The following is a 12,470-nucleotide window of genomic DNA, read 5'->3' on the forward strand; positions in this document are numbered from 1 at the left end:
CGGGCCAAAGACCTTAGCAAACCCAACCCCACCAGGCAAGTGCCTTTCGGCCCCGCCCCTGCGGTGAACAGCGATCTACACCCCACCCACACCACCGTCAACACCGATGAGGCATAAAAACCAAAAAAAGCGACCATCGCCTGTCCAACCCCAGGAAAACCGCCATTCCGCCAATCGTCGGCATGGTGCCCCGGCCAGGGGCTCCCGGCCCCAGCGGACCGGCCATAACTGGACAGGGGGCCGTCTTTCATATTTTCGGTCCTGGCCCTCATATGATGTGTGACATCCTCCGGGAGCCATCAGGATAGGTTTTCCGCCATTGTCTGCTTCCGCCCCCTCCCTCCCCCCATATGCGACGCGCACCGTCCGCTGGCCCACGGCGACCGGCCGGTGTCCGTTCCACCGGGTGCTGCGCTTCAGCCTCGCCCTCGACCTGATCGGCGGCATCACCGGCGTTCTGCGAAGCCTGAACCGGTTCGACCTTCCGGGCCGGCGGATCGGGCAGGATTTTCCCGGCATCTGGCGCTTCGCCTTCGTCACCAACGCCAATGCGACACTGTCTCTGGTGTTCAGCCATGCCACGCCCTTGATCGTCGGCAGTCGCCTGCGCCCCGCCAAGCCCGAAACATTGATGCAGCCCCCCTCTATCCTGCGATGGCGCCCCTGGGGCGCGACCATGTGATCGGAGAGATGTATCGCCTGGCCCTGCACGCCAGCCTGGCGGCAGGTGGGATCGGCAGCGCGCTGATGTGTCTGGCCTACTGGCCGAGCGGCCCCCTTATGGGCCGGGTCATCGGCACGCATGACCCGGCCGCGGCAATGATTTCGCGCGGCGTCGACATGGCCTTTTTTCCTGCCCATCTTGCTGGTTTTTATCCGCCTGCAGGGCCTGGAATGAGTGGGGCCGGCGTTTCGCGCCTATGCCACCCCGACGCGGCTCATCCCTACCGACACATGAGAACCGATGCGTATCGTCTTTCCTTATATCGCCCAGCCCCACCAGACCCTGCACTCGCTTCCGATCGCGCTGGAAATGGCCCGTCGCCATCCGGGCATCGCGGTACATGTCGCTTGCCTGTCCCAGGCGCATGAGGATTATGTCCGTCACCTGGCCGGCTTCTATCCGGATTCAGAGGTGACATTCGATCGGCTGCATCTACCGGCCCTGCTGCGCCGCCACATGGAGCGTCGGGGGCACGATGTGCTGACCAAGATGGTCGCCCTGCTGTATAACAAGAATTATTTCGATGGATTTCAGGCCATTGTCGTGCCGGAACGCACGTCGCTCTATCTCCGCAAGATGGGCGTACGCGCGCCGCGCCTGATCTGGACCGGGCATGGCGCCGGGGACAGGGCAATCGGCTTCGCGCGCGACGTGCGAAATTTCGATTTTATCCTGACCGGGGGACGAAAATTGGAAAGCCGCCTTTTGGCGCGGGGGGGCTTGCGTCCTGGCCATTACGTCACGGGCATTTACGCCAAGTTCGACATGGTCCGCCTTCTGCACCAACAGGCGCCGCCCCTGTTCCCGAATGAACGGCCAACAGTTCTGTATAATCCGCATTTCAGCCGGAAGCTATCCTCATGGCATAGGTTCGGGTTAAAGGTGTTGGATTATTTTGCAACTCAGGATCAGTACAATCTTGTTTTCGCCCCCCATTACAGGCTGTTCGACGGACGGCGCACCGAGGCCGTCGAGCTCGTCCGCGCCTATGCGGGTATGTCCCATATGCGGATCGACCCCGGCAGCACGCGGAGCATCGACATGACTTACACCATGGGGGCCGACGTCTATCTGGGCGACGTCAGCAGCCAGGTCGCCGAATTCCTGATTACGCCGCGGCCGTGCCTGTTCCTGGACGCACATCACACGAACTGGCGCGACGATCCGAACTACCAATTCTGGACGCTTGGCAACGTCGCCACATCCACCACCTCACTCGGGCAGTCTATCGACAGGGCATACACGATGCAGGCAGATTTCCTTGAACGGCAAAAATCGTATATACGCGACACCTTCGGCCTCTCGGACACCGGCCCCTCGGCGCCTGCCGGCGCGGACGCCATCGTAGAATTTCTCCGGAAGGCCGGCCAATGACCGCCTTTCCCGCACTCGACACGCTCCAGGTGGAAGATTCGTTACCGGACATGACACGCCATCCGTCTCCAACAGATTCTGGCCAGGCGCGTCGCCTGGGTGATTTTGCAACGTTTCCGGACGCGCTGGACTATGCCGCCCTTGGGGAGGCCGGGTTCAACATCTATTCCGGACGCGGCCAGCTTCTGGAGGCCCTGCCCTACCGCACGCTGCGCGCGCAGGCGCGCGACGTGGCCCGCCGCCTGCTGGCCCGCGGCCTGCGGCCGGGTGACCGGGTTGCCATCGTCGCGGAAAGCGACGGCGATTTCGCCCGCATGTTCTTCGGCTGCCAGTATGCCGGCCTGGTTCCGGCCCCCCTGCCCCTTCCGGTCGCATTCGGCGGGCGCGAGGGATATGTCGCCACCCTGCGCGGCATGATCGAGAGCGCCGGCGCCACGGCCGTCGTCATCCCCGACATCATCGCATCCTGGACCGACGAGATCGTCGCGGAATTCGACCTGCGCTTCTCCGGCAGCCCGGCCGACCTGCTGGGCCTGCCCATCGGCGATGTCGACCTGCCCGTCGTATCGCCCGACGACCTGTCCTATCTCCAGTTTTCGTCCGGCAGCACCCGCTTTCCGATGGGGGTCGCCGTCACCCAGCGCTCCGGCATGGCCAATGCCCGCGCCATCGCGCGGGACGGGCTGAAGGTCCGCGAGACCGGCGATCGCTGCGTGTCCTGGCTGCCGCTCTATCACGACATGGGGCTGGTCGGATTCTTCCTGACACCGGTGACCTGCCAGTTGAGCGTGGACATGCTGCCCACCCGGGAATTCGCCCGGCGTCCGCATGTCTGGCTGGACCTGATCAGCCGCAATCGGGGCACGATTTCCTACAGCCCATCCTTCGGCTACGAATTGTGCGCCCGCCGCGCCTCGTCCATCTCGCTCGACCTGTCCAGCTGGCGGATCGCGGGCATCGGCGGCGACATGATCCGCCACCATATCCTCGAGGAATTCGCCGAGCGTTTCGCCGCCTCGGGCTTCGACAGCCATGCGTTCACCGCCAGCTACGGCATGGCCGAAGCCACGCTGGCCATCAGCTTCGTCCCGCTGGGTTCCGGCATCCAGACCGATACCGTCGATCTGCGTTTCCTGGAAACCCAGGGCATCGCGCGGCCGTCGAACAATCCCTCCCATGCCTTGCGGACCTTCGTCCGGTGCGGGAAGGTCCTTGCCGAACACGATCTGGTGGTCCGCGACCCGTCGGGAAATGCGCTACCCGACCGCAAGGTCGGTACGATCTTCGTGCGCGGACCCAGCCTGATGCGCGGCTATTTCAACCAGCCCCAGGACACCCTGCGGGTGCTGGACCGGGACGGATGGCTGAACACCGGCGACCTGGGCTACATGCTCGACGGACAGGTGGTCGTCACCGGGCGCGCCAAGGATCTGATCATCATCAACGGCCGCAATATCTGGCCGCAGGACCTGGAATGGTCGGCCGAAACGGAAATCGGCACCCTGCGCAGCCGCGACGTCGCCGTCTTTTCGGTCGACCAGGAAAAGGGCGAGAAGGTCGTGGCGCTGATCCAGTGCCGTGCCTCGTCGCCCGAGGCCCGCGAATTGCTGCGCAACGAGGCCGCGAACCTGTTCCGCCGGCAGCACGGGGTGGACGTCTCGGTCATCCTGGTGCCGCCGCATACGCTTCCGCAGACATCGTCCGGCAAGCTGACGCGCGCCCGGGCCAAGGCGATGCTTCTGTCGGGGGCGTTCGATACCCCTGCCGAGACTGCCTCGGTCGCCTGACCCGACGGGCGGCGCGCCTGCCCGCCCGCGATCCATACTGGTCAAGAGACCGGATTTCGATCATAAGGCGTCCTTCTTTCCCGGACGGGCGGCGATACCCTGCCTGCGCCGGGACGAGGCCGCCAGATGTGATATGCGGGCGCCCCGGGCCTTGCCTCCCGGGGGGACGGCCCGCAGAAGGATGCAAATACATGAGTGAAACGGTTGCAGACGTCTCTGCCCTGATCGTCCAGACGCTGCTGGCGAACCCCAAGGTTCCCCGCGACATCAACGGCAGCAGCAAGATCGTCGAGGACCTGGCCTTCGATTCACTCGCCGTGATGAATTTCGTCATGGAAATCGAGGATTCGCTCGACGTATCCGTCCCCCTCGACCGTCTTGCCGACATCCGGACCATCGACGACCTGGCCGCCTGCATCGTGTCCCTGAAGCAGGCCTCCTGATCCATGTCGATCTTCAGCAAATATGACGGTCTGGCCCGGTCGCTGGCGGCCGTGACGGCGGATGGCGGCCGCAATCCGTTCGCCGTCGTCATCGACCGTCCGCTGTCCTCGACCGTCGGCCTGATCGAGGGGCGCGAGACGCTGCTGTTCGGCACCAACAACTATCTGGGCCTCAGCCAGTCGGAAGCCGCGATCGAGGCCGCGATCGCCGCCGCGCGGACCCACGGCGTCGGTACCACCGGATCGCGGATCGCCAACGGCACGCAGGGCCTGCACCGCCAGTTGGAAGAACGGATCGCCACCTATTTCCAGCGCCGTCACTGCATGGTGTTTTCCACGGGATACCAGGCCAACCTGGGCATGATCTCGGCCCTGGCCGGCAAGGACGATTACCTGCTGCTGGATGCCGACAGCCACGCCAGCATCTATGACGGCAGCCGCCTGGGCCACGCGCAGGTCATCCGGTTCCGCCATAACGACCCCGAGGACCTGCGCAAGCGCCTGCGCCGCCTGGATGGCACCCCGGGGGCCAAGCTGATCGTCGTCGAAGGCATCTATTCGATGATGGGCGATGTCGTCCCCATGGCGGAATTCGCGGCCGTGAAGCGGGAAGCAGGGGCCTGGCTGCTGGCCGACGAGGCCCATTCCTTCGGCGTGATGGGCACGCACGGACGCGGCGTGGCCGAGGCCGACGGCGTCGAGGGCGACGTCGATTTCGTAGTGGGCACCTTCTCCAAAAGCCTGGGCACGGTGGGCGGCTATTGCGTTTCGGACCATGACGGGCTGGACCTGATCCGGCTGTGCTCGCGCCCCTACATGTTCACAGCCTCGCTGCCGCCCGAAATCATCGCGGCGACGATGGCGGCGCTGGACGAGATGGGACGCCGCCCCGAACTGCGGCACACCCTGATGGACAATGCGCGCCGCCTGCATGCGGGGCTGAATGCGGCCGGTCTGCGCACGGGTCCGCAGGCCAGCCCGGTCGTCTCGGTCATCCTGGACGAGGTGGACCAGGCCGTGCGGTTCTGGAACCGACTTCTGGACCTGGGCGTCTACGTCAATCTCAGCCTGCCGCCCGCGACACCGGACCAGCATCCGCTGCTGCGGACCTCGGTCATGGCGACGCACACCCCGGCACAAATCGACCGCGCGATAGAGATCTTCGCGACCGTGGCCCGCGAGTTCGGCCTTATGCGCCCGGCGGCCGTGACCGCTTCCTGAACAGGCCGGCCCGCCGCAGGGTCCACAGCAGCCACGGCAGACAGATCAGAGGATGGCGCTCGCTAAAGGGTGTCAGCGCAAGCTCGATCCCCGTATGGCGCCTGATCTTCCAGGCCACGTAACGCGCCCCGCCGGTGAAGGTGAAGGCCGCCTTGGCCAGGCGGGCGATGTTCAGCGGGCGCCCCAGCGTATCGCGCAGCCGCCAGCGCCGGAGCGCTCGGGCGCGGACGCCGGCACTGACATCCGGACGCAGGATCGCCCCCTGCCGGCTGAAGGACAGGCCCGAGGCCGTCCAGGCCGCGGTCAGCAGATCCCGGTAGCGATCCTCCTGCCCACCCAGCAGGCTACGAGGCCGCGTCCCGGATTCGACCCGCAGTTCCGCGCCGTAAGTTCGTTCCAGTAGCGATTCCCAGTACCGTTCCGCGGTTCCTTCCGCCGGCCCCAGGCACGCCGCCCACCAGGCCGCCACCGCGACCGCACGCACTAGGCAGCGCAGGATGTCATCGGCGGCCGCCGCATCACGCACCCAGACCAGGCGCAGCGGCTGGCAGAACCTGGCCCATAGCGTGGTGTCGACAGTGCGCCGGCCGGTCATGGCGCGAAACTGCGCGATGGTGATGATCGCGACCTTCGCCCGGATGGTGGCGCCATTCACGACCTGTTCGTGATATTCGACATTGGGTGGCAGCAGGGCATTCGCCACTTGTGCGCTCCGGCCGCGGGGCCAGTCGGACTGGCGCTCCACCACGATATAGAAATCCAGGATCCCCTCGGGATCGGCCTGCCGCAACGCCGACCCGTAGAACAGCACCCCCATGACCGGCGCCTGCCCCACCAGTCGGGCCGCGAATGTGGTGACGGACGGGCTGACCGGTCGGACCAACTCGCCGGCCAGCAGCCGGGCCACCCGTCCGGCGGCCGAACCGTCAAACCGACCGGGGGCGTTCACGCCACCCCCCGGATGAAATCGAAGGCCGGTCCGGCCGACAGGAATGTCCGCCCGTCGGGACCGGAATTCAGGATCTCGCCATCCAGGACGAAATCCTCGTCGATCCTCAGCGCCAGCCGGTCGGTCTGGCCGCGCTCGTAGGCCGGGCATCCGTCCAGCCACTCGGGCGACCGGCCGCGGAGCAGGTTCCATGTCGCGGCTGCCAGTCGTGGGGGATAGGCCTGGACATTCAGATAGGACATTCCCTCGTTCCCCGTCCGGGGGGCGAACGGCCACACCCGGCGCGGCAGGCAATGCAGGGTGGTGGCGAGGAACAGGAAACAATCCTCCGTCCGCGGGGCCTCCTCCCCGACAGCCAGCGTGATTCTGTTGCCGCCCAGCCATTTCCGCCGCGTGGAACGCAACGCCAGGCGCCCGATCGACGACGCGATCGCCACCCCGACCGCGATGTCATGGGAAAACCGGTCGATGGCAGGCCGATGCGCGATCCCGACACCTCGCGTGAAGGCAGCCGCCCCATGGAACATACCCAGCGCCGCCGGGCGATCCGGGTCGGACCAGCGGACCGCCAACGCCTCGCGCCGAACGGTCGTCCGCCGCAACCCGCCGTCGCGGGCCAGGGCGCCCAGCCGGTCGAGCGCCGCGACCCCGCGCAGCCCGAACCCGACATCGCTTGCGATCAGATTGGTGTTGCCCGACGGCAGCACAGCCAAGGCCGGCAGCGCATCGGCGGGGTAATGACGATATATGGCGGACATGACTTCGCTGACGGTGCCGTCCCCGCCATCGATCGCGATCGTCCCGACCTCGCGCCGGGCCAACTCCGCCACCGCGTCCTGCACATGTTCGCGGCCGGAGGGACGAACGAACAGCGGACCAAGAAGGCGGGCCGCGCTATTGCGGAACGTCCCGTCATCCTTGCCATTCCGCCGGCTGCGCGGATTGTGAATCAAGGCAAAACGTTCGGTCACGCGGTATCGGTCCTTTTCTGGTCATCGTCCATCCGTCCGGCCATAAGCCGCGTTCCCGATGGTATTGCAAGGCGGGAAAACCGGGCGCTCCCTCTCGACAGCGCGGGTGGAAGGCGGCATGTGCGGGCACTGGCGTCGGCGCGTTGAGTCACGGCCCGCCGTCCGCCCGGACCGCACCACAGCGGAGGCCCCATGACCGAGATCACGCTCGCCCACCTGTCGGACCCGCACATTGCGCATGACAAATTGTGTCTGCCGCCGACGGCAATGCTGAACAAGCGTGCGTTGAGCCACCTGTCATGGCGACGCAAGCGCCGTTTCCTGCATGTCGGCGCCATTCTGGACAGGGTGGTGGCGGACCTGCGCGCCACCGCCCCGGACGTCGTGGCCCTGACCGGCGACCTGACCAACCTGGGCCTGCCTGCGGAATGCCGGCAGGCGGCCGACTGGCTGCGGCGCGACATGCCCGCGCAGACGATCGTGATCCCCGGCAACCATGACATGCTGGTGCGGGACCGCTGGCCAAACACGCTCGGGCTCTGGGCGCCATGGATGGCCCCGGCGCCGGATGATTTTCCCTTTGTGCGCCAGGTCGGCCCGGTGGCGCTGATCGGCGTCAATTCCGCGCGGCCGATGCCGTGCTTTGTCGCGGCCGGGCAGATCGGACGGCCCCAGGCCGACCGTCTGGCCGCCATCCTGCACGACATCGGCCGGCAGGGCCTGTGCCGGGTCGTCATGATCCATCACCCGCCGGTCGCCGGCATCGTGCCCCCCCGGAAGGCGCTGCTGGACGCTGCACTGTTCAGGGACGCCATCGCCCGCGCCGGGGCGGAACTGGTGCTGCACGGGCATTCCCATATGTCAGGCCTCTCCTCCCTGCCCGGCCCCCTGGCGCCCGTACCCGTCCTGGGGATAGCGTCGGCCTCGATGCGGTCCGACCGCCCCGAGCGCGCGGCGGCATGGCAGCAGATCCGGATCGCGACCACGGAACGGGGCTTCCATATCGAAATCCGGCGGCGGATTTTCCGTCCCGACATGCCGGTGCTGGCGCTTCCGGCCATGATCTTCGCCTCCTATCGCATCCCGTCGCCAATTTGAGTATGTGTGGGCCAACATGAGGCGCGTACCTTCCCTTCCGTCGTTCGTCCGGAGCATTTCCGCGGGAACGATGGACCATTATCTGATCGCGCAGACCCTGCCCCCGTTCGCCCTTTCGCTCGGCGTCGTGATGACGGCGCTGCTGCTGGAACGGCTGCTTGTCCTGTTCAATGTGCTGGCGGCGGACGGCGGCACGCTGCGCACCTTTGTCAATTTGCTGGCGGACCTGGTGCCGCACTACCTTGGCCTGGCGCTTCCCGCGGCGATCTGCGTCAGCGTGTTTTCGGTCGTCCGCAAGATGAGCCAGAACAACGAGATCGACGCCTTGATGGCCAGCGGCGTGTCCCTGGCGCGGATCGCGCGGCCGTTCATCGCCATGGGGGTCGTGCTCGGCCTGGTCAGCTTCCTGCTGTACGGGTTCATCCAGCCCTATGCCCGCTACAATTTCCGCCAGGGCATGTACCTGGCCAGCCATGCGGGCTGGGCGCCGCATCTGCAGGGACGGATGTTCGCGACACCCTCCGGCACCCTGATGCTGACGGCCGACCGGGTCGACGGGGTAGGAACACGGCTGTTCCACGTCTTCATCCGCGACAGGACGCAGGATATGGAACGCGACATCACCGCCGAAAGCGGGACGCTGCAGATCGCGGACGACCGGTCGTCCGTTCGCCTGGACCTTGCGCACGGCGTGATCGTCACCGACCGCCATGACGACCATCCCACCCTGGCGACGTTCGATACGACGACCCGCATCCTCCAAAGCGAGGGCCGGGGCGGCACCTTCCGCCACCGCGGGAACGACGAGCGCGAACTGACGGTGCCCGAACTGCGCCGGGCCATTCGCCATCGCGATCCCACCATCCAACGCTCCCATCTGGTGGCCGAACTGCATTTCCGCCTGGCCCGGGCCATGGCCATCCCGTTCATTCCGGTCCTGGCATGCGCCCTGGCCGGGGTGGCCAAGCGGCAACGGCGGAATGTGGGCCTGCCTGTCGCGGCAATCAGCCTCGTGGGCTTCGACCATGCGCTTCAGCTGGGCCTGAGCCTGGTGGCCAGTCGCGCCATGTCGCCCTGGCTGGTGATCTGGGGACCGTTCGCCCTCTTCTGCATTGCCTGCGTCGTACTGCTGGCCCGACGCAATGGGATGTCCGGCGCTGGATGGTCCCTGAAACGACTGGCACAACGCGGACCTGTCGCGGTCGGTTCGACGATGGACACAGGTCGATGAAAGGAGCCCATCTGCCGATCGGATCGGGTCGCGGAGTGCTGCTGCGCTACCTGTCGCGCGAACTGATCACACGCGTGACGGCGACCAGCCTGATTCTGGTCGCGCTGATGGAAATCCTGGCGCTGCTGGAGCAGTTGACCCCCATCCTGGACCGGCACCTCGGTGTCGGGGGCATCCTGTATTTCCTGGCACTGCGAAGCCCCCTCCTGCTGGGCAGCGTCTTTCCGCTCGCGGTCCTGATCGGGGCGCTGGTCATGCTGGTGCAAATGACGACGGCGAACGAAATCGCCATCCTGCGCGCGGCCGGGCTGTCGACCCCCGCCCTGGTCCGGCTTCTGCTGCCCGGCATCCTGGGGCTGGCGCTGGTCGGCGTCGCCATCGACGACCAGGTGACCCCTCGTGCCGAGCTGGCGCTGGCGCGCTGGTGGAACGCCACCGACCCACACCCCGAAACCGGGCACGCATTCTGGTTTCGCTCCGGCACCACGCTGATCGACGTGGGGTATATCGCCCGGGGCGGTCGGGACGCCGGCAAGCTGGACCTGTATCGGCGCGATCCGGGGGGACGGCTGAATCGGGTAGTCCATCTCGCGGACGCACATTTCGTCGACGGCACATGGAGCGGCGGCGACGGGCGGCAACTGACGATATCCCAAGCGGCAGTGGCCCCGGGCGCCTTCACCGCCACCCTCGCCGACGCGGGATGGCCGTCCGGGCTTCGTCCGGCGGATCTGGTGCGGCTGTCCATGGATACCCCGCCCCTGACCGCCTCGACGATGATCACGATCCTGCGGGACCGCGCGCCCGCCAGCCTGCCCCCCAGCTATTTTCGCACCGCATTGCTGCAGCGCGCGCTATTGCCGGTGACATTCATCGTAATGCTGTTATTGGCGATGCCGGTGGTTTATATCCCCCCTCGCACCGGCGCGCGAAGCTCTCTTCCGGTCTGGTGCCTGGGCGGGGGCCTGCTGTTTATCGTATTCCAGGGACTGATGCGGGCCTTGGGCAATGCCGGCACCCTGCCGGCCCTGGCCGCGACCCTTCCGGGCCTCGCGATTTTCGCATTCGGAATCGCTGCCCTGATGTTGAGGATAGAAGAAAAATCATGAGCGGCACCCTGCGCAACGCGAATCTCCGAACGGGACGCAGCTTCGATCTGGGGAAGATGAACCTCCGGCAACTCTGGATCGCCTATCTGACCTACCCGACCATCATCCTCTACATCGTCCTCGCCATCGGCAGCTTCACGCTCCTGGCCCGGCATTTCCCCGGAATCGGGCCCACTTTGCTGGCTGGCGGCGCGGTCGTCGCGGTCTATCCCATGGCATGGTACGCGATACATCGCTTCATCCTGCACGGGCGTTTCTTGTACCGGATGAAATGGACGGCCGGCCTGTGGAAGCGCATCCATTTCGATCATCATCAGGACCCGCACCTGCTGGATGTCCTGTTCGGATCTCCGCTGAACACGATCCCGACCATCGCGATCATCACCATTCCCATCGGCTACCTGATCGGCCACCTGGGGGGCAGCGCGGCCGCCTTCGGGACGGGGCTTACGATCACCTGCATCTATGAATTCTTCCATTGCATCCAGCATCTGAACTACAAGCCCCGGATGCGCTGGATCCAGAAGATGAAGCAGCGCCACGTCCTCCACCATTTCCATGACGAGGACGGCAATTACGGCATCACCAGCTTCGTCGTCGACCGGATCTTCGGCAGCTATTACGTCGATGCACGCGCCCGTCCCCGCAGCCCCAGCGTCTTCAACCTGGGGTACGATGTGGCGGAGGCTAACCGCTATCCCTGGGTGATGGAGCAGACCGGCACGCCCCCCCGGGACCGGCCGGCCGGCGCGCCCCACAGAGACGCCGCATGACGCCGGACGGCACGCTGAACGTCCTGATCCTGGCGGGCACGCGCGCGGGGACACGCGACCCGATGGCCCAGGCCGCCGGCGTATCGCACAAGGCGATCCTGCCCGTCGCCGGCCGACCGATGATCGCGCGGGTTGTCGACGCGCTGTCGGCCGTGCCGAAGATCGGCCGCATCGCCGTCAGCATCGAGGACCCCGAGGTCCTGACCGGCCTTCTGGATCGTCCCGTCACCATTCTGCCGCCGGCGCGCGGCCCCAGCGGCAGCGTGCTGGAGGCGATCGGCACACTAGGCACGCCATTGCTGGTCACGACGGCCGACCATGCGCTGCTGCGCCCGGAATGGATCGAATCGTTCCTGTCCGCCACCGGCGACAGCTGCGACGTCGCGGCCGCCATCGCGATGGAGCAGGACATCCACCGCGACGTGCCGGGCACCAAGCGCACGATGATCCGCCTGGCCGACGGGGCGTTTTCGGGCTGCAACCTGTTCCTGTTCCGCACCCCGGCGGCCGTGGGCCTCGTCCGGCTGTGGCAACGCCTGGAACAGGAACGTAAGCGGCCCATCCGCATGGCCCGCCTGCTGGGGTTGGGAGTCCTGTTGCGCTATCTGACGGGGCGGCTGACGCGCCAGGCCCTGTGCGCACGGATCGAACATCTGGCCGGCGCGTCCGCCCGGCTGGTCCCTCTGCCCGACGGACGCGCGGCGGTGGACGTGGACAAGCCGGCTGATCTCGATCTGGTGCAGTCGCTGCTCGCGGCGGCCTGACCTGATGGTCAATTCCCGGGAAGGGG

12 protein-coding genes are annotated in these 12,470 nt (G+C 66.5%); 10 read left to right on the top strand and 2 right to left on the bottom strand.

Annotated elements, in window-relative coordinates; all coding sequences use genetic code 11:
* Positions 1 to 319: 319 nt before the first annotated feature.
* The 5 genes from HLH34_RS16520 (at position 320) to spt (ending at position 5,549) form a co-directional block, all read left to right on the top strand.
* Positions 320 to 682 carry a hypothetical protein gene (locus HLH34_RS16520; protein WP_183120670.1) on the top strand — a complete coding sequence of 121 codons (363 nt, stop codon included), beginning with the start codon at positions 320 to 322 and terminating at the stop codon, positions 680 to 682.
* A gap of 282 nt (positions 683 to 964) precedes the next feature.
* On the top strand, positions 965 to 2,098 hold the full coding sequence (locus HLH34_RS16525; RefSeq protein WP_183120671.1) for a sensor domain-containing protein: 1,134 nt from the start codon (positions 965 to 967) through the stop codon (positions 2,096 to 2,098).
* Between the two features lie 50 nt (positions 2,099 to 2,148).
* A complete protein-coding gene (locus tag HLH34_RS16530) occupies positions 2,149 to 3,885 on the top strand; it encodes a fatty acyl-AMP ligase (protein WP_183120722.1) in 1,737 nt (578 codons plus the stop codon).
* Positions 3,886 to 4,076: 191 nt separating this feature from the next.
* A complete protein-coding gene (locus HLH34_RS16535) occupies positions 4,077 to 4,328 on the top strand; it encodes an acyl carrier protein (protein ID WP_182960847.1) in 252 nt (83 codons plus the stop codon).
* Positions 4,329 to 4,331: 3 nt separating this feature from the next.
* The gene (gene spt, locus HLH34_RS16540; protein ID WP_183120672.1) at positions 4,332 to 5,549 is read left to right on the top strand and encodes a serine palmitoyltransferase; all 1,218 of its coding nucleotides are present in this window, start codon (positions 4,332 to 4,334) and stop codon (positions 5,547 to 5,549) included.
* Here spt and HLH34_RS16545 read toward each other — a convergent pair.
* Positions 5,518 to 6,498, bottom strand: coding sequence for a hypothetical protein (locus HLH34_RS16545; protein ID WP_183120673.1), 981 nt, complete (start codon positions 6,496 to 6,498; stop codon positions 5,518 to 5,520). The two genes, spt and HLH34_RS16545, sit on opposite strands and share 32 nt — an antisense overlap.
* Positions 6,495 to 7,469: a diacylglycerol kinase family protein gene (locus HLH34_RS16550; protein ID WP_183120674.1), complete on the bottom strand. Its 975-nt coding sequence runs from the start codon at positions 7,467 to 7,469 to the stop codon at positions 6,495 to 6,497. Before HLH34_RS16550 ends, HLH34_RS16545 begins: the two co-directional genes overlap by 4 nt.
* 192 nt (positions 7,470 to 7,661) lie before the next feature.
* Here HLH34_RS16550 and HLH34_RS16555 point away from each other — a divergent pair, with 192 nt between their 5' ends.
* The 5 genes from HLH34_RS16555 to HLH34_RS16575 are packed head-to-tail and all read left to right on the top strand — an operon-like array spanning position 7,662 to position 12,444.
* On the top strand, positions 7,662 to 8,567 hold the full coding sequence (locus tag HLH34_RS16555; RefSeq protein ID WP_183120675.1) for a metallophosphoesterase family protein: 906 nt from the start codon (positions 7,662 to 7,664) through the stop codon (positions 8,565 to 8,567).
* Positions 8,568 to 8,583: 16 nt separating this feature from the next.
* On the top strand, positions 8,584 to 9,798 hold the full coding sequence (locus tag HLH34_RS16560; protein WP_373318554.1) for an LptF/LptG family permease: 1,215 nt from the start codon (positions 8,584 to 8,586) through the stop codon (positions 9,796 to 9,798).
* Entirely contained in the window at positions 9,795 to 10,907 is a 1,113-nt protein-coding gene (locus tag HLH34_RS16565) for an LptF/LptG family permease (protein WP_183120677.1), read from the top strand. The genes HLH34_RS16560 and HLH34_RS16565 overlap by 4 nt, the downstream gene beginning before the upstream one ends.
* A complete protein-coding gene (locus HLH34_RS16570; RefSeq protein ID WP_183120678.1) occupies positions 10,904 to 11,680 on the top strand; it encodes a sterol desaturase family protein in 777 nt (258 codons plus the stop codon). The genes HLH34_RS16565 and HLH34_RS16570 overlap by 4 nt, the downstream gene beginning before the upstream one ends.
* A complete protein-coding gene (locus HLH34_RS16575) occupies positions 11,677 to 12,444 on the top strand; it encodes a nucleotidyltransferase family protein (RefSeq protein ID WP_183120679.1) in 768 nt (255 codons plus the stop codon). The genes HLH34_RS16570 and HLH34_RS16575 overlap by 4 nt, the downstream gene beginning before the upstream one ends.
* Positions 12,445 to 12,470 lie beyond the last annotated feature (26 nt).

Source organism: Gluconacetobacter azotocaptans, from assembly GCF_014174355.1.
GTDB classification, from domain to species: Bacteria; Pseudomonadota; Alphaproteobacteria; order Acetobacterales; family Acetobacteraceae; genus Gluconacetobacter; species Gluconacetobacter azotocaptans.

Coding starts and splice junctions, on each gene's coding strand:
- HLH34_RS16525 (WP_183120671.1), top strand. CDS start 965: ATGCGTATCGTCTTTCCTTATATCGCCCAGCCCCACCAGACCCTGCAC.
- HLH34_RS16530 (WP_183120722.1), top strand. CDS start 2,149: ATGACACGCCATCCGTCTCCAACAGATTCTGGCCAGGCGCGTCGCCTG.
- HLH34_RS16535 (WP_182960847.1), top strand. CDS start 4,077: ATGAGTGAAACGGTTGCAGACGTCTCTGCCCTGATCGTCCAGACGCTG.
- spt (WP_183120672.1), top strand. CDS start 4,332: ATGTCGATCTTCAGCAAATATGACGGTCTGGCCCGGTCGCTGGCGGCC.
- HLH34_RS16555 (WP_183120675.1), top strand. CDS start 7,662: ATGACCGAGATCACGCTCGCCCACCTGTCGGACCCGCACATTGCGCAT.
- HLH34_RS16560 (WP_373318554.1), top strand. CDS start 8,584: ATGAGGCGCGTACCTTCCCTTCCGTCGTTCGTCCGGAGCATTTCCGCG.
- HLH34_RS16565 (WP_183120677.1), top strand. CDS start 9,795: ATGAAAGGAGCCCATCTGCCGATCGGATCGGGTCGCGGAGTGCTGCTG.
- HLH34_RS16570 (WP_183120678.1), top strand. CDS start 10,904: ATGAGCGGCACCCTGCGCAACGCGAATCTCCGAACGGGACGCAGCTTC.
- HLH34_RS16575 (WP_183120679.1), top strand. CDS start 11,677: ATGACGCCGGACGGCACGCTGAACGTCCTGATCCTGGCGGGCACGCGC.